Genomic DNA, 16,601 nt, shown 5'->3' with positions numbered 1-16,601 from the left:
ATCGACCTGGGGAAACGGGCCCGATGGCAGGATCCGCCTTTCGGTCGCCGAGGACTCGCCCACCCTCTCGGGCCGCATAGACTCTGGGCTTGTGAGTCTGTCTATCGGGATCGTCGGCCTGCCCAACGTTGGCAAGTCCACCCTCTTCAACGCGCTGACCAAGAACGACGCTCTGGCCGCGAACTACCCGTTCGCGACCATCGAGCCCAATGTCGGAGTCGTGGGTGTGCCCGATGCCCGGCTCGGGAAGCTGGCCGAGATCTTCGGCTCCGCGAAGATCCTTCCGGCGACGGTCGACTTCGTCGACATCGCGGGCATCGTGCGCGGCGCCTCCACGGGTGAGGGGCTGGGGAACAAGTTCCTCGCCAACATCCGCGAGAGCGACGCCATCTGCCAGGTGATCCGGGCCTTCGAGGACGCCGACGTCACCCACGTCGACGGCGACGTCGAGCCCTCCCGGGACATCGAGACGATCAACACCGAGCTGATCCTCGCCGACCTCCAGACCCTGGAGAAGGCCGTTCCGCGCCTGGAGAAGGACGCCAAGCGCAACGCCAAGGACAAGGACGCCCAGGAGCTCCTCGCCGCGGCCAAGGCCGCGCAGGAGGTTCTCGACGAGGGCATCTCGCTCTCCCAGGCCGAGGGCGTGGACGTGGCCCGGCTGCGCGAGCTGAGCCTGCTCACCGTCAAGCCGTTCATCTACGTCTTCAACCTCGACAGCGACGAGCTCGCCGACGAGGCCCTGCGCACCAAGCTCCAGGACCTGGTCGCCCCGGCCGAGGCGATCTTCCTCGACGCCAAGATCGAGGCGGAGCTGGCCGAGCTGGAGGACGACGAGGCCCAGGAGCTGCTGGAGTCGCTCGGTCAGAGCGAGTCCGGTCTGGCCCAGCTGGCGCGGGTCGGCTTCGCCACCCTCGGCTTGCAGACCTACCTGACCGCGGGCCCCAAGGAGGCCCGGGCCTGGACGATCAAGCAGGGCGCCACCGCCCCGGAGGCGGCCGGTGTCATCCACACCGACTTCGAGCGCGGCTTCATCAAGGCCGAGGTCGTCTCCTTCGACGATCTCGTCGAGGCCGGTGACATGCAGGCCGCCCGTGCCGCGGGCAAGGTCCGCATGGAGGGCAAGGAGTACGTGATGGCCGACGGCGACGTGGTGGAGTTCCGCTTCAACGTCTGACCTCTTCTTCGCCACGGGAGGGTGGGGAGCGCGCGTGGGCGCGTTCCCCACCCTCCCGTCGTCGTGTCAGGGGTCGTGCCTATGGGGCGCGTCCGGGGCTTGAACGGGGATCGGGGGCGTGGGAGGCTGTCGCCCACCCGAACCGGGGTGCGCGAAGAGAGGCGGGGCGATGGGCTGGGAGGTCGTTCTCTGCGTCCTGCTCGGAGTCGTCCTCGTGGCGACGGCGACCACCCTCATCGGCCTGACCCGGGTCACCTCCGCCTCTCTGCCCGCTCTGGACCGGAGTCCGAGGACGGGGACGGTGACGTCGATCCACACCTCCGACGAGACCGAGATCGTCATGGTGGAGTACGTCGACCCGGCGGGGGAGCGGCACACGGCGGGGCTCGCGGATCTCGTCCACGACTCCTGGATCGACAGGTTCGTCCCCGGGAGCCGGTGGCAGGTGTACGCCTTTCGGGAGCCGGGCCCGCGGGTCTTCCTGGCCGAGGCCCACGATGACGTGGTGCGCCGAGGCTACAACCTCGATGGTGTCCGCCTGGGGGGCGAGTCCGGGCCGGTCCACCCTCCACGTCCCGGGAACCTGCTGCTCAAGTGGCGGTTCGAGGAGTGAGCGGTGGCGCGCGCCTTCCGTGATCCGTGAGAAGGCCGCCCATGGTCACGCTTCGCGTCCCCTCCTGCCGCATCGGGATACATCCGATGAACCCATGCCCGGCTTCGTGACGTTTTTTGGGCTTTTGTACTCTAAAGTCACCACTGTCTCGACCACAGGTCCGTGAAGAGACCGTGCGGTCCCCGGAGGCGTCGACCCCCGACTCGCCCCGGACCGCCCCCCGAACAACGGTAGGGCCGACGCTCCGTCGTCGCCGAGGTGCGCCTCGGCCGTCTCCCCCGCCCACCGTCGAAGGACGTTCGCCTCTCCGGACCGATCGAGCCGTTCCGCTCGCGGTGACCGTACGGGCCCTGTGCCGTCTCGATGGTGGACGCATTCGATACATGACGAATATGGAGGACCCGTAAGTGGCGAACGGAGAACGAGTAGCGATCATCGGTGCCGGCCCCTCGGGCATGGCACAGCTGCGGGCCTTCGAGGCCGCGGCCCGCGCGGGGGCGGAGATCCCCGAGATCGTCTGCTTCGAGAAGCAGGCGGACTGGGGCGGCCAGTGGAACTACACCTGGCGCACCGGGCTCGACGAGTTCGGAGAGCCCGTGCACTCCAGCATGTACCGCAACCTGTGGTCGAACGGCCCGAAGGAGGCGCTGGAGTTCGCGGACTACTCCTTCGACGAGCACTTCGCCCGACCGATCTCCTCCTACCCGCCGCGCCCGGTGCTGTGGGACTACATCGCGGGCCGCCTGAAGAAGGCCGACGTACGCGAGTTCATCAGGTTCCGGACCATCGTGCGCTGGGTCGAGTACGACGCCGAGCGAGAGATCTTCACGCTCACGATCGAAGACCTCCCCACCGGAGAGACGACGACAGAGGAGTTCGGCCGGGTGGTCGTGGCCACCGGCCACTTCTCCTTCCCCAACGTCCCCGACCTTCCCGGCATCGAGACCTTCGAGGGGCAGGTGACGCACGCGCACGACTTCCGCGGCGCGGAGGCGCTCAAGGACCGCGACGTGCTCGTCATCGGTTCGAGCTACTCGGCCGAGGACATCGGCAGCCAGGCGTACAAGATGGGCGCGCGCTCGGTGACGGCGAGCTATCGCTCCGCACCGATGGGCTATGACTGGCCCGAGGGCTTCGAGGAACGCCCTCTCGTCGAACGCTTCGAGCGCGACACGGTCCACTTCGTCGACGGCTCCTCGAAGCGCGTCGACGCCGTCATCCTGTGCACCGGATACCTCCACAAGTACCCGTTCCTCCCCGGTGATCTCGCGCTGTCCTCGCCGAACAACGTCTACCCCGAGGGCCTGTACCGCGGCGTCGTGTGGCAGCGCAATCCGCGCCTGGCCTACCTGGGCGCGCAGGACCAGTGGTTCACCTTCAACATGTTCGACACGCAGGCCTGGTACGTGCGCGACCTCATCATGGGCCGCGCCGACCTGCCCGACGAGCGGGAGCGCGCGGCGTCCATCGCCGAATGGCGGGCCCGCTTCGAGAAGATCGCCTCGGACGCCGACGAGATCCGTTTCCAGGCCGACTACGTGCGCGACCTGCTGGAGCAGACCGACTACCCCGAATTCGACCTCGACCGGGTCGTGGAGATCTTCCTCGCCTGGAAGCGGGACAAGAAGGCCGACATCATGGGCTACCGCGACCGCGTGTACCGCTCGGTGATGACGGGGACCCTCTCGGCCGAGCACCACACCCCGTGGATCCAGGAGCTCGACGACTCGCTCGAGCGCTACCTCGCCGAGAAGCCCGGAGAGAGCCCGCGGAACGCTCCGAGCGCGACCGTCTAGGTCCCGGAGCCCGCGAGCATGGAAAAGGCGGGCCGGTGCCTCCGGCCCGCCCTCTCCACGGTCCCCGCGGCGGGTTCACCCGCCGATCAACGCTCGGGCCCGCTCTCGGTGAGCGCGGGCGAGACCTTCACACCGTCCGGCTCCTCAGACCCCTCGGACGTCTCTCCCGTCGGGCGGACGTGGCGCAGCGTCACCATGGTCAGCGCCGCCAAGGCCGCCACCAGGATCGCGCTGACGCCCCCCACGGTCGTCAGCCCCGCGGTGAACGCCTCACGGGCCGCCTCGATCGCCCACGCGGGCAGGTGGTCCGCGGCCGAGAGCGCGCCCTCCAGGGAGTCACGGGCGGACGCGACCGCCTCGGAGGGTTCGTCCGAGGTCAGGGCCGCGCCGATCCGATCGCGGTAGACCGCGGCGCCGAGGCTTCCCATGATCGCCACGCCCAGGGCGACGCCCAACTCGGTGGAGGTCTCCGAGACGGCCGAGGCCGAGCCCGCCTTGTCGGCGGGGGCCGAGCCGACGATGAGGTCGGTGCCCAGCACCATCAGTGGCATGGCGCCGACGAAGACGATGGCCAACCCGGCCGCCGTGGCCCAGACACCGTGCTCGGTACCGGCCAGGACGAACAGGCCGAAACCGAGGGCGCTGAGCGTCAGACCTCCGGCGATGACCGTCGCGGGACGGAACCGACGGGCCAGCATCGGAGCGGCCAGGGAGGCGACGACGGTACCGATGGTCTGGGGGAGCAGGATCAGACCGGCCTCCAACGGAGACAGCCCCGCCACCTGCTGGAGGTAACGCATGCCCAGCAGCAGGATGCCGCCGGTGGTGATGAGGGCGAGCACCAGGATCGCGACGGCGGAGCCGAACCGGCGATCACGGAAGAGCGCGGGGTCGAGCAGCGGGGTGTCCAGGCCCTTCTGTCTGCGCATGAACACCACGCCCATGAGCACGCCCACCACGATGGCGCCGAAGGACACCGTTCCCGGGCCGCTCTTGGCCAGTTCCTTGATCCCGTAGACGACCGGCAGGATCGTCACCAGGGACAGGAGCACGCTCGTGAGGTCGATTCGTCCGGACGTGGCCTCCCGGTGTTCGGGGAGCAGGAACGGGCCGGTGACCAGCAGCAGGACCATCACCGGGATGGCGATCAGGAACACCGATCCCCACCAGAAGTACTCCAACAGGGCGCCACCGACGATGGGGCCGATGATCGCCCCCACGTTGAAGGCGATCATCCACACCGCGATCCCGAGGGCGCGCTCGCGCGGATCGGTGAACATCGTGGTGATGAGCGACAGGGTGGAGGGCATCAGAGTGGCCCCCGCGACTCCGAGCAGGGCCCGGGCGGCGATGAGCGCCTCCGGGGAAGGCGCGTAGGCGGCCGCGAGCGAAGCCGCTCCGAAGGCCGCCGCGCCGATGAGCAGTAGCCTCCGGCGGCCGATACGGTCCCCCAGACCGCCCATGGTGATGAGGAATCCGGCGATCATGAACCCGTAGACGTCCATGATCCACAGCGTCTGCGAGCCGGTGGGGGAGAGGTCGGCGGCGAGGCTGGGCAGGGCGAGGTAGAGCACGCTCATGTCGAGTGCGAGCAGGACGGTCGGCAGGGTGAGCACGGCCAGGCCGGCCCACTGCCGGGGGCCGGCGCGCAGGCCGGTCGAGGTGGGTGCGGACACGATGGTTCCTCTCCGAAGGTGAAGGCGCGGTCGGGCCGGCGGAGTCGGTCGGGTCGCGTACGCCTCGCCGGTGGCGACCACCGACCCCGTCCTGTTCGTCTCCGAACGGCCCCTTGTCCCGCGGGGCTTCGCCAGAGTGACCGACCGTCCTCTCGGTTTCCTCACGGTTTCCTCATGAGGAGCCGAAGGCCGCCGATCGAGGGAGGGCTAGGATGAGCGCCTACCGTCCTTCGCGAGCCGTGGCGGGACCGCGGACGGGGTTCCGGTCGAGTGCGACGGACCTTCGACGCGGTGATGTCGACGCCATGAGCGAAAGGGGGGTGGGGAGCGGACCCGAACGGGGACCGACCCCTGACGTCCAATGCGTTTCGGAGTACTGGGGCCGCCCGCGGTGTGGACCGATGACGGAACGCCGGTGCGCGTTCCCGAGGTGAAGGTCCGTGCGCTCCTGACCGTCCTGCTGTCCCACGAAGGACGTCCGGTCCCCGTCGATCGTCTCGTCATCGACCTCTGGGGAGAGGACCCGCCACGGGACCCCTCCCACGCGATCCAGACGAAGGTGTCGCAGCTGCGCCGGACCCTGGAACGGGCGGAGACCGGCGCGCGAGGGCTCCTGGTGCGCGATCCCGCCGGATACCTGCTGCGCCTGGGACCGGACTCCCTGGACGTCGCGCGCTTCCGCGACCTGGCGGCGCGGGCGAGGGCCACCGAGGACCCGCGTGCCCGTGCCTCGTTGTCGGGGGCCGCCCTGGCGCTGTGGCGCGGCCCCGTGCCGGCGGACGTTGAGGAGATCGACTCGCTCCGCCCATGGGTCGCCCGCCTGGAGGAGGAACGCCTGGCCGTGGTGGAGGACCGGGCCGAGCAACGGCTACGCCTGGGCGAGCACGTCCCGCTCGCCGCCGAGCTGGCGGAGGAGGTCGCGGCCCACCCGTTCAGGGAACGGATGTGCGCCCTCCTGATGCGCGCCCTGTACGGCGCCGGCCGCCAGACCGAGGCTCTGGAGGTCTACCACCGGCTTCGTGAGCGTCTCGCCGAGGAACTCGGGGCCGACCCGCAGCCGGAGGTCGTCGCCGTGTTCCATGGGGTCCTCGGACACGATACCGCTCTGGAGGAGTTCTCCACCGCCCCGGACGCGCCTTCGACGACGGTGTCCCCGAGGCGGACCACCAACCTGGGAGCGCCGCCGACCACCCTGGTGGGCCGGTCCGAGGAGCTCGGGCGCGTTCGTGGGCTCTTGGCCGGGCGGGGACCGGTGACCCTGACCGGACCGGGCGGTGTGGGCAAGACCCGCCTGGCCCTGGAGGTGGCCCGAGGGCGGGTGGGGGAGCACCGCGACGGCGTGTGGATGGTGGAGCTGGCCGGGTCGCGAGGGACGACGGAACATGATGTCGAGGTCGTGGCGGAGGCGGTGGCCACCGCCGTCGGCGTACGTCCGGGACGGGGAGGCGACCCCGCGCGGACTCTCGCGGCCACCGTCGCGGACAAGGACATGCTGTTGGTCCTGGACAACTGCGAGCACGTGGTCGAGGGCGCGGCGGCGGTGGCGGGAGCCCTCACGCGAGAGGCGCCCGGAGTGCGTGTTCTGGCCACCGGACGCGAGCCGTTGGGACTGCGCGGCGAGACCCTGGTGGCCGTCGCCCCGTTGAAGGCCCCGCCCGTCGAACTCGCGGACGAAGACCCCGACGCCTTGGACCCCTACCCCTCCGTTCGACTCCTCACGGAACGGATCGCGGACTCGACGCCCGGTTTCGTGATGGACTCCACGACCGCCCCGGCCGTGGCGGCGGTGTGCCGGCGGCTCGACGGCCTGCCCCTGGCCCTGGAACTGGCCGCCACACGGGTGCGCGCGTTGGGCGTCCGAGAGGTCGCCGCGCGACTGGACGACCGGTTCGCCCTGCTGACCGGCGGCCACCGGGACGCGCCCTCACGTCAGCGCACCTTGCGCGCGGTCATCGACTGGTCGTGGGAGACGCTGCCGGAGGGCGAACGCGCCGTGCTGAGGCGCCTGGCGGTCTTCGCCGGCGGGTGCGGTCTGGAAGGCGCGGAGGAGGTGTGCTCCGGAGGCGGGGTGGGGCGCGCCGAGGTGGCCGACGCCCTGGGACGTCTGGTGGACCGGTCGTTGGTCACGGTGGTCGACACGGGGACCGGACTCCGCTACCGGCTGCTGGAGTCGGTGGCCGCCTATGGCCTGGAACGGCTCGCCGGCGCCGGAGAGGTGGAGGCGCTGCGCGACGCCCACCTTCGTCACCTCACGGCCCTGGCGGAGCGGATCGAACCGCTTCTTCGCGGCCACGGACAGCGAGGCGCGCTGAGCCGTCTGGACGCCGAGACGGCGAACCTGCGTGCCGCGCTGGACCACGCCGTGGCGGGCGGTGACGCCGGCATGGCGCTGCGGCTCGTGAACGCGCTGGCCTGGTACTGGCACCTGCGAGCCCGGTACACGGAGGGCCGTAGATCGCTGGAGGCCGCCCTCGAATCGGGAGGGGACCCGCGCCTGAGGGCCCGGGCGCAGGGGTGGAGGGTCGGTCTGGCCATCGTGGAGGGACAGGCCACCGGCCGGGGAGCCGAGGCCGCGGAGATCGCCGCCGCCTTCGACGGAACGGACGACCCTCTGGGACGCGCCCGTGCCGAGTGGTACCTGGCGCTCAACATCACCGGTGACGGCGACACCGGGGAGAAACGACGGATGGTGGACCGGGCCCTGGAGGTCTCCCGCTCGCGGAACGACGAGTGGGGTATCGCCGCGGCCTTGGCGGTCCGTGCCCTGTACACGCTGGTCCGCGGTGATCTCGCCGCGGCCGCTCACGACGGCGAGGAGGCCCTGCGTCGGTTCCGGGACCTGGGCGACGCCTGGGGGGAGCTCCAGGCCGGGGACAGTGTCGCGATGCTCGCCGAGATCGGTGGGGACCACGAACGGGCCGGGCGGCTGCACGAGGAGGGGCTGCGCATCGCCGAGGAGTTCGGGCTACAGATCGAGGTGGCCTGGCGGACGGCCCAACTCGGACGGATCGCGCTGTTGACCGGCGACCACGGGCGCGCGGACGAGATGCACGAGCGGGCCCGCCGGCTCGCCGCCCGGCAGGGCTACTCCTGGGTGGAGATGTTCGCCGAGATCGGGTTGGCGCTGGCCGAACGTCGGAGAGGAGAGCTCGACAGCGCCGTCGACCGGCTGGAGTCCTGGCACCATCGACTGTCCGGTGACGATCCGACGACCGCGTTCATCCGGGCCGAACTGGGGTTCATCGCCGAACTGCGCGGGGACGGAGAACGTGCCCACGAAACGCACACCCGCGGGTACGAGGCGGCGCGCGGTGACACCAGGGCCGAGGCCCTCGCCCTGGAAGGGCTGGCCGGCGCGCACGCCCTCCTGGGGCGGGCCACGACGGCGGCCGTGCTGTTGGGAGCGGCGGCGGCCAAGCGCGCCTCGGTCGGAGCACCTCTGCCGGACGCGGAACGGGGCGATGTCGACCGGATCACGGAGAGGGCCAGGTCCGCCCTCGGAGCGGGGGGCTTCGCCGTCGCCTTCGAAGAGGGGCGGTCCGCCGACGCGGAGACGGTCGACGGGTTGGCGACGGCCTCGATGGACGAGGCGTGAGGGCCTCCGTCGAGGCCCTCACGTCGTTCGGGGCGGAGCCTACTCGTCGTCGCCCGTGATCCAGTCGCCGTTGGCGTCGACCACGTAGCCGTTCACCTCGCTGCCGGCGACGGAGACGTCGCCGTTCCTCATCACGGTGAGGTCGACCGTGGCGAAGGTCCTGTTCCCGTCCTCGGTCCGGGCGGGAAAGCGGAAGGGGATCAGGGAGTCCTCGTCGAAGTCGTCCATCGAGTACGACGACCCGAGAGAGAGCCGAGGGGAGACGTTCTCCCGATCGGCTTCCGCCACCTTCTCGTCGTAGAACTCCCGATACCCCGCTCTCACCTCCTGCACGGCCTCTTCGATCGTGGCCGGAGCATCTCTGGGATCTTGCATGTGCTCCGAGTACGCGTACCAGAGACGATCGATCAGCTCTTCCTCGAAATCCGGGTATTCCTCCACCTGCTCGAGGAGGTGTTCTTCGAGCTCGTCGGCCGATCCCACCGGAATGTACAAATCCCGGTTGGCCAGATCGATGATCTCCGAGTCGACGTCCTCCTCCGCGTCCTCCTCGGTGTATCGGGGCGCCGTGAGCGTTTCGAACGCGTCGTCGCCATAGGACACCTCATATTCGGACCGGGTGAAATCGTATACACCGTCCGGGCCGGAGGAACATCCGGTCAGGGCGAGCCCTGCCGCGGAGATCAGGCTTATGGGGGTGAGAATTCTTTTACCGGTCTTCATGCGGGGGCGCGCTCGGGGGAGCTTCCTTTCCGTGCTGAAGCGGGGGTATGCCTCTACAGGTGGCACGGCACGTGTGATTCACCCTGTCGACATGGGGGTGTCCGGTTCCACTGATTCATGAGGGGGAAGGCGGACGGCTCATCATTCGCATTCGACGCCGAAGGCACGGGGAACTCCGTACGGTGACGGCCGATAGTGGTCACCGATTCCGTGGGATGGGCCGGTGAGGGGGCGGAGGTTATTCCCGCATCGGATTTACGAGGAATCCCGCCGGCACCGGGGATGTTCGGTCGGATATGACGACACATGTTCTGTTCGAAGGAGAGCCGGGTGTCATCGTCGACGACGGTGACGTGATCATCGAGGGGGTCGAACTCGCCGACCTGGTGAAGAGGGCGGCGAACGCCGCGCGCGACGCCGACCGCGTCGAGCTCTGCGGTGGTGTCGGAGTCGACGACGCCGCGCGGGTCATCGAGGTGATCGGTGGCGGGGTCGAGGTGAGGGTGAACCGGTACGGATTCGAATCGCTCGAACAGGTGGCCGCCTACAAGGCCTCCTTCGAGACCGGGGAGGCCGGGGGCGCGCTGTTCCTGTACGGGGCGACGGTCTCCACCCCCTTGGCCCGGCACGAGGGGGTCGTGGTCGCCGGGGTCGCCGACCGGGAGGCACTGATCGAACGGGTCCGGGAGGCCCGAGGACACGGTGTGGGGATCGTGGAGCTCTACGGGGGCCTCGGCGCCTCGGCGGCCGCCGACGTTCGCGACGCCGTGGACGGCGCCCTGCCGGTCGGCTTCATCGACTGACCCGCCCGCCCCGAAGCGGTTTCTAGGGGCGGTCCGCTCATCGCGGTCCGCCCCTCTCATCGCAGGGGCCCTCCGTACCGTCAGGCCGCGGGCCCGTACCTCCGGCCGGTGGTCTTCGAAGGGGACACGGACTCGGCGGACTCCATCTCGTCCGCGGGTCCGTCCGGGTCGCGGCGCGGCCACAGTAGGAGGGCTCCGACGGCTCCGGCGGCGGCCAGGACGGCGAGGACGGTCCAGGCGGGGGCGAGCCCGGCCGCGGTTCCGAGCCGGCCGGCGACGGGGTAGGTGACCAGCCAGGCCAGGTGCGACAGCGAGAACTGGGCGGCGAAGACCTCGGGTATCCGGTTCGGCGGGACGGACGCCCGCAGGACCTTGCCGGTCGGGGTGACGACCAGGGCCGTTCCGACGCCGATCACGCCCCAGACGATCGCGGTGCCGGACCACCCGGCCGCGGGCACGGCGACGAGGAGCAGAGCACCGAGTGTTCCGGCCACGAGGACCCCGGCGCCGGTCACCATGACGGTGCGTTCGGCGATCCGGTCGAGGAGACGGGGCAGGACGAGGGCGGCCAGCAGCGTTCCGAGACCGGAGACGGCCAACATCCAGGCGACGTCCGACTGGGAACCGCCGAGCCGGTCACGGACGTGGTTGACGGTGTTGACGACGACGATCGAACCGGCCGCCGCGACCACCATGTTGAGCGCCATGACGCCGCGCAGTCTCGGGGTTCGGACGAAGGTCCCGATCCCCGCGACCAGTTTCTCCCGGACCCCGCTGTGGGCGCTGGGGCGGGCGTTCGGGATACGGGTCGCCAGGACCAGCAGAGCGGAGACGGCGAACCCGACGGAGGTGCCGACGAACAGCAGGTCGAAGCTCATGAACAGCAGGGCGACCGCGGCCAGGACCGGGCTGAGCAGACTCTCCATGGTGTAGGCGACCTGAGAGGCGGACAGGGCCCGCGTGTAGGCGGCCTTGTCGGCGACGATGTCGGGGATGACCGCCTGGAACGTCGGGGTGAACGCCGCCGACGAGGCCTGTAGTAGGGCGATCAGAACGTAGACGTGCCAGATCTCGGTGACGAACGGCAACGCCAGGACCACCCCGGCGCGCAGGAGATCGAGGAGGACCAGGAACCCTCTTCTGGGGAGCCGGTCGGCGTACGCGGCCGCGAAGGGCGCGATGACCACGTACATGACCATCTTGATGGTCAGGGCGGTGCCGAGGACGGCGCCGGCGCGCGGGCCGGCGAGCTCGTAGGCGAGCAGTCCGAGGGCGACCGTCGTCAGCCCGGTGCCGAACAGGGAGATCACCTGGGCGCCGAACAGATAGCGGTAGTCACGGATGGTGAACAGACGCATGACGTTTCCTTCCAGGCCGACGTGGAGGGGCGCGGTCTCGCGGGCGGGGCCGCGCCCCTCGACAGGGGGCCGGAGTACGGCTACACACCGTCGGTGGTGGCCGGGGAGAGGCCGGCGAGCAGGTTGAAGGCGCCGGTGAGGACGTTCAGGGAGACGACGCCGACGACGTCGGCGATCTCCCGGTCGCTGTAGCCGTGCTCCCTCAGCTCGACGATCCGTTCGTCGGTGATGGAGGACGGTTCGCGGTGGACCTGGAGGGCGAGGGCGATGATCGCGGCGATCGCGGGGTCGGCCGAGGTGCCGACCCGGGCGCGCTCGATCTCTTCCTCGTCCAGCCCCAGGGAGCGGGCGGCGTCGATGTGGGCGTCGAGGCAGAGGGCGCAGCCCTGGTGGGTCTGGACGGCGATCGAGATCCGTTCGGAGATCCGGCGGTCGAGCCGGGCCCGTCGTATGGCACGGCCGAGCTGGAGATAGCCGCCGAGAACGGCCGGCGAGTGCGCCATGGTGGAGACCATGTCTCCGACGCGGCCATGACGGGAGACCAGGTCGGCCAGGAGGTCGCGTGAGGCGCCGACCGCCGTCTCGGGTGTGAGTCGGTTCAGGCGGGTCATGATCGTGGCCCTTCGGATGTCGGGACGTCGGATCAGTGGCGCGCGTGGGCGTCGTGGTGCCCCTCGTGGGAGTGCGCGGCGTCCGGTCCGGGAGCGGTCGCGGTGGTCCGGACCGTGAACTCGGCGGTGCGGACCACCCCGTCGTGCAGGAAGTCCAGGTAGAGGCGGTAGACGCCGTCGGACGGGGCGACCGCCATGAAGGTGATCTCCGGGCCCGGCGCGGTGACGCCGTCGCCCGGGGTGCCTTCGGGGTGGACGTGGAGGTGGCCCAGGTCGCCGACGCGCAGCGCCACCAGGTGTCCATAGGCGGCGAGGTAGGGCTGGAGGTCGGTGACGGGTTCGCCGTCGCGGGCGACGGTGAGCGTCAGCTCGCGGGCCTGCCCGGCGACGAGTTCGCCGTCGAGGGTGACGGTGTGGTCGTCGATCCGGGCGATCCGGTCGATCGCGGGGAGCGGGCGGGGCTCGTAGTGTCCGGCGACGGCGACGTCGATCCCCAGGGTCATGGTCCCGTCGTGACCGGCGGGGTGGACGTCGGCGAAGAATCTCCAGTCGCCGGGTTCCAGGGCGACCTCGACGCTCCAGGTGCCCTTCTCGTCCATCACCGGGTGCACGTGCTGGAACCCGGAGGTGTCGCGTCGGACGGCGATGAGGTGCAGTTCCTTCTCGTGCTCGGGGACGTACTCGGTCACCGGTCGCCCGTCGGGGCCGATCACCCGGAAGGTGACCGTCCGGGTTCCGGCGCCGAGGATCGTGGAGTCGAACTCGAGGGTGTGGCCGTTCTCCGAGACGGAGAGGCCGCCGGGGGCGGCGTGGGTCGAGTGGTCGCCGTGACCGGCGTGGTTCGTGTGGGCGGTCATGTCGTGGCCGGTGTGGTTCCGCATGGTGACTCCCGATGCTCTGGTCCTGTCGGTGCCGTCCCGTTCTCGGGGCGATGTCCATGAACATATACCCCCGGGGGGTATATTTGCAAGAGGTGATCCCCACGATCGGGGATCCGGGGTGGCGGTGGCGGGAATGGTCGGAAACGCGCGGGTCGGCGCGGGGGGAGGGTCGCCCTGCGGTGGGGTGGCGCTCGGGGTGCGGGTGTCTCGGCGGGGTTTCCGTCGGATAGGGGTGGGGGGTACCCGTTCCGGTGGATCCGCCGGTCAACCGGGCAAGGCGAGGAGCGGGTTCACTCCTCCTCGTCGAAGCGGGATCGCGCCCGTTCGATGTCCGCCATGTTCTCGTGGGCCCAGTCGAGGAGCGCGTCGATCGGCTCCCGGAGCGTCTTCCCGAGCGGGGTGATGTCGTACTCGACCGCCACCGGCCGTGTGCTCGTCACGGTGCGCTCGACGATCCCGTTGCGCTCCAGGCGGCGCAGGGTCGCGGTCAGGGACTTCTGGGTCACCGCCGGGATCGCGCGGCGCAGCTCGTTGAAGCGCGAGGGGCGTTCGCAGAGCTCGTTCAGTACCTGGAGCGACCATTTGTCGAGGACCTGGTCGAGCAGCTCGCGATGGGGCCTGGCGATCTCGACGTGTTCGGGAGGGGTGGAGGAGGTTTCGCGCACGGTACCTGGTCTCGTTGAAGTGTCCTTCGGATAGCAGGTATCAATCGTATACCTGGACATCGAAGCGAGAAGGAGAAGCACATGGCCGTGGCACTGTTCACCCCCGAGGGCATGATGGGGGAGACGCCCTACCACCACGTCGCCGTCGCGACCGGGACCCGTCACGTGCACGTGGCCGGTCAGGTCGCGCGCGAGGGAGAACGCGAGGACTTCGCCGGGCAGGTCGCCTCGGCCCTGCGGGAGACCGCGACCGGACTGGCGGGCGCGGGCGCCGGCTTCTCCGACGTCGTGCGCCTCACGTTCTACGTCACGAACCGGAACGACGAGAGGGTCGAGGAGCTCATGGCGGGCATCGAACGCGTCGCCGAGGAGATCGGGCTGCCCCGCCCGCTGCCGCCCGCCTCGCTCATCGGGGTCGAGGGCCTGTACCGTCCCGAGATCCTCGTCGAAGTGGAGGCCACCGCCGTCCTGGAGTGACCCGTCGCCCTCCCCTCCGGGCCCGGAACGGCCGGAGGGGGTGGGCCGGGCGAGCACGCTCAGACGTCCGAGGTGACCCGGGGCTCCGGAGCGCGTTCGAGCCGGAGCAGCCCCAGGACGATGAGCGTCTGGGCGGCGATGTAGGTGCTCATCACCAGGAGGTCGCGCTGGGGCAGGTCCAGGCCGGGGGCGAAGGCGTTCAGGGCGATCAGCGAGTCCGAGATCAGGAAGAGGGCCCCGCCGGCGGCCACCCACGGTCCCAGCCCGGTGGACAGGATTGCCATCACGCCCAGGAGCAGTCCGTAGAGCAGCACGGGGACGAGCAGGGGGCCGGTGTTCGGCGCGCAGATCCAGACGAGCGCCGCCACGTAACCCACGTAGGGGACGAGGAGGAGACGCCGTCGGTACAGGACGCTCTCGGTCCGGTACCTCCAGAAGGCCACCACGTACACGACCTGTGCGATGAGGAAGAAACCCACCATCAACAGGAACGCGGTGTCGCCGGAGGCGAGGCCCGGGGCGGTGTCCCCGAGCCAGGAGAAGACCAGGGCGACCACCGTGAGTCCGAGCAGGCGGCCGAGCGGGCGACCGGCGGCGGCGACCAGGACGAGGGCCAGGGCGGGCATGAGGGCGACCTGGGTGGGACGTGACCAGCTCTCGGGGCCGAACACCTGGATCCACAGGTGGACGAGGCAGATGAGGGCGAACAGCGCGAGCAGTGCCCGGGGAAGGGGCCGATCAGGGATCATCCGGACATCATAGACAGTGGTTCCCCGTTCTGGCCTGGGCGTTCGTCCGATCGGACGTGCCATGGAGGCGTGGGGTCGCCCGGGTTCTCCGTATCCCGCCCGGTCGGGTCGAGGGAGGTCGGTGTTCCGGAAGGGCCCTTGGTGACATCCGGACGGTGGTTTTCCGGCCGGTGGGGACAGATCTGGCTCTCCAGAAGGTGACTAATCCCTTTACGGTCTGGTCGGAAATGCACTGAAGCGCACATCACTAGAGCAGGTTCGGTGGTGTATTGCCATGCTCTGACCTTTTTGTGTGCTTCCTTCGGTGGTGCAATGTGGCCTTGGTGGTGAAACACCGACTCGCCCTGGCCACTCCCAACCCTCACAATGCCTCACTATAGGGATGGGGTAGACAAGGCATGGCGGAAGCGTCGGTGACGGCGCGATGATGTACGGGCGCCGGCGAAAGCGCCGGCGCGTCACTATGTGCAGGAGGCGGGGATGGTCAAGACGTCGCGGCGCGACACCGCGGTGCGTGACCGGGCCGACGACGACCACGATCTCGACGCTCCGCGTCCCCGCAGGCCCAAGGCGGGCGCGGGCGGGCGCTGGTGGGTCGGCGTGGGGCGCGTCCTCCTCTGGGCGTTCATCATCGTCGTCATCTTCAACGGCATCTGGTTCCCCATCCGCAACGGTTTCTCCCTCCCCTCCTCCTCGTCCGCCGACACCGAGACGACCGAGGCCCCCGCGTTCCCCGAAGCCCCCGCGGCCGCGTTCGCGCTGCGTTTCGCCGACACCTACCTCGACACCTCCGACCTCGAGGCCCGGCAGTCGGCGCTGGTCTCCTTCGTGCCCGAGGGCGAGGTCGGCTCCCTCAACGTGCCGGCCGACGGTCTCACCGGGGAGAACCTCACCGTCGTCGCCGTCGACGTCCTCGACGACCACAACGCCCTCGTCGTGGTCCGAGCCGACGTCAACGGCGAACCCATGAGCCTCCAGGTGCCCGTCTACAGCGATGGCGACGCCCTGGTGCTCTCCGGTCCTCCCGCGCTGCTCGCCGCCCCGGCGCAGGCGAGCCTGCCGGAGGGCGTCTCCTACGACACCGACTCCCAGGCCGCCGAACAGTTGAGGGACACCCTCTCGGGCTTCTTCGAGGTCTACGCGGAGGAGGCCGGACACCTGGACCGCTACGTGGAACCGGGGGTCTCGATCACCCCACTTCCGGCGAACACCCTGGAATTTCACGAACTGTCCGATATCGCGGTGCCATCCCAGTCCTCGACCGGGGATGATGACGTACGACAGGTGGCCGCCACCGTGCTCTGGTCCCTCCCCTCCGGCGACGCGGCCGGAGACGGCGGGAACGCGGGACAGATGGTGCAGCAGAACTACCTGGTCACGGTCGTCGACTCGGGCAGTGAGTGGTACGTGCGTGACATCCAGGGAGCCCCGCACTCGTTCGGCGGGTGACGAGGCCTGTAGGCAAGGAGACGAGAAG

14 protein-coding genes are annotated in these 16,601 nt (G+C 70.0%); 7 read left to right on the top strand and 7 right to left on the bottom strand.

Annotation, left to right across the window (positions count from 1 at the left end; genetic code table 11):
- The first annotated feature begins 91 nt into the window (after positions 1-91).
- From ychF to U9J66_RS21965, 3 genes are all read left to right on the top strand, one after another.
- Positions 92-1,177 (top strand): redox-regulated ATPase YchF, encoded by a 1,086-nt coding sequence (ychF, locus tag U9J66_RS21975; protein ID WP_326338559.1) that lies wholly within the window; start codon positions 92-94, stop codon positions 1,175-1,177.
- 169 nt (positions 1,178-1,346) lie between these two features.
- A complete protein-coding gene (locus U9J66_RS21970) occupies positions 1,347-1,790 on the top strand; it encodes a hypothetical protein (protein ID WP_326338557.1) in 444 nt (147 codons plus the stop codon).
- Positions 1,791-2,197: 407 nt separating this feature from the next.
- A complete protein-coding gene (locus U9J66_RS21965) occupies positions 2,198-3,586 on the top strand; it encodes an NAD(P)/FAD-dependent oxidoreductase (RefSeq protein ID WP_326338555.1) in 1,389 nt (462 codons plus the stop codon).
- Between the two features lie 86 nt (positions 3,587-3,672).
- Here the strand turns inward: U9J66_RS21965 and U9J66_RS21960 are convergent, their stop codons facing one another.
- On the bottom strand, positions 3,673-5,262 hold the full coding sequence (locus tag U9J66_RS21960) for an MFS transporter (protein WP_326338553.1): 1,590 nt from the start codon (positions 5,260-5,262) through the stop codon (positions 3,673-3,675).
- Between the two features lie 361 nt (positions 5,263-5,623).
- Here U9J66_RS21960 and U9J66_RS21955 point away from each other — a divergent pair, with 361 nt between their 5' ends.
- Positions 5,624-8,857 (top strand): BTAD domain-containing putative transcriptional regulator, encoded by a 3,234-nt coding sequence (locus U9J66_RS21955; RefSeq protein WP_326338552.1) that lies wholly within the window; start codon positions 5,624-5,626, stop codon positions 8,855-8,857.
- A 39-nt stretch (positions 8,858-8,896) separates the two neighbouring features.
- Here U9J66_RS21955 and U9J66_RS21950 read toward each other — a convergent pair whose 3' ends face one another.
- On the bottom strand, positions 8,897-9,646 hold the full coding sequence (locus tag U9J66_RS21950; RefSeq protein ID WP_326338551.1) for a hypothetical protein: 750 nt from the start codon (positions 9,644-9,646) through the stop codon (positions 8,897-8,899).
- A 230-nt stretch (positions 9,647-9,876) separates the two neighbouring features.
- Here U9J66_RS21950 and U9J66_RS21945 point away from each other — a divergent pair, with 230 nt between their 5' ends.
- Entirely contained in the window at positions 9,877-10,383 is a 507-nt protein-coding gene (locus U9J66_RS21945; RefSeq protein WP_161111273.1) for a DUF6506 family protein, read from the top strand.
- Positions 10,384-10,463: 80 nt separating this feature from the next.
- On the opposite strand, the gene U9J66_RS21940 is transcribed toward U9J66_RS21945, so the two are convergent.
- The 4 genes from U9J66_RS21940 to U9J66_RS21925 all read right to left on the bottom strand — a co-directional run bounded on the left by U9J66_RS21940 (position 10,464) and on the right by U9J66_RS21925 (position 13,898).
- Complete coding sequence (locus U9J66_RS21940; RefSeq protein WP_326338550.1) at positions 10,464-11,741, bottom strand: MFS transporter; 1,278 nt, start codon at positions 11,739-11,741, stop codon at positions 10,464-10,466.
- Positions 11,742-11,821: 80 nt separating this feature from the next.
- Positions 11,822-12,352, bottom strand: coding sequence for a carboxymuconolactone decarboxylase family protein (locus U9J66_RS21935; RefSeq protein ID WP_326338549.1), 531 nt, complete (start codon positions 12,350-12,352; stop codon positions 11,822-11,824).
- A 32-nt stretch (positions 12,353-12,384) separates the two neighbouring features.
- Positions 12,385-13,233: a hypothetical protein gene (locus tag U9J66_RS21930; protein ID WP_326338547.1), complete on the bottom strand. Its 849-nt coding sequence runs from the start codon at positions 13,231-13,233 to the stop codon at positions 12,385-12,387.
- A gap of 290 nt (positions 13,234-13,523) precedes the next feature.
- On the bottom strand, positions 13,524-13,898 hold the full coding sequence (locus U9J66_RS21925) for a winged helix-turn-helix transcriptional regulator (RefSeq protein ID WP_326338545.1): 375 nt from the start codon (positions 13,896-13,898) through the stop codon (positions 13,524-13,526).
- An 81-nt stretch (positions 13,899-13,979) separates the two neighbouring features.
- On the opposite strand from U9J66_RS21925, the gene U9J66_RS21920 reads away from it, so the two are divergent.
- Entirely contained in the window at positions 13,980-14,375 is a 396-nt protein-coding gene (locus tag U9J66_RS21920; protein ID WP_014911631.1) for a RidA family protein, read from the top strand.
- Between the two features lie 59 nt (positions 14,376-14,434).
- Here the strand turns inward: U9J66_RS21920 and U9J66_RS21915 are convergent, their stop codons facing one another.
- A complete protein-coding gene (locus tag U9J66_RS21915; protein ID WP_326338543.1) occupies positions 14,435-15,124 on the bottom strand; it encodes a lysoplasmalogenase in 690 nt (229 codons plus the stop codon).
- 480 nt (positions 15,125-15,604) lie between these two features.
- Between U9J66_RS21915 and U9J66_RS21910 the strand changes: the two genes are divergently transcribed.
- Positions 15,605-16,573 carry a conjugal transfer protein gene (locus tag U9J66_RS21910; RefSeq protein ID WP_042282869.1) on the top strand — a complete coding sequence of 323 codons (969 nt, stop codon included), beginning with the start codon at positions 15,605-15,607 and terminating at the stop codon, positions 16,571-16,573.
- Positions 16,574-16,601: the final 28 nt, after the last annotated feature.

This window comes from Nocardiopsis sp. LDBS1602 (assembly GCF_035818715.1).
Classification (GTDB): Bacteria; Actinomycetota; Actinomycetes; order Streptosporangiales; family Streptosporangiaceae; genus Nocardiopsis; species Nocardiopsis alba.
This window is presented reverse-complemented; position numbering and strand designations above follow the sequence as displayed.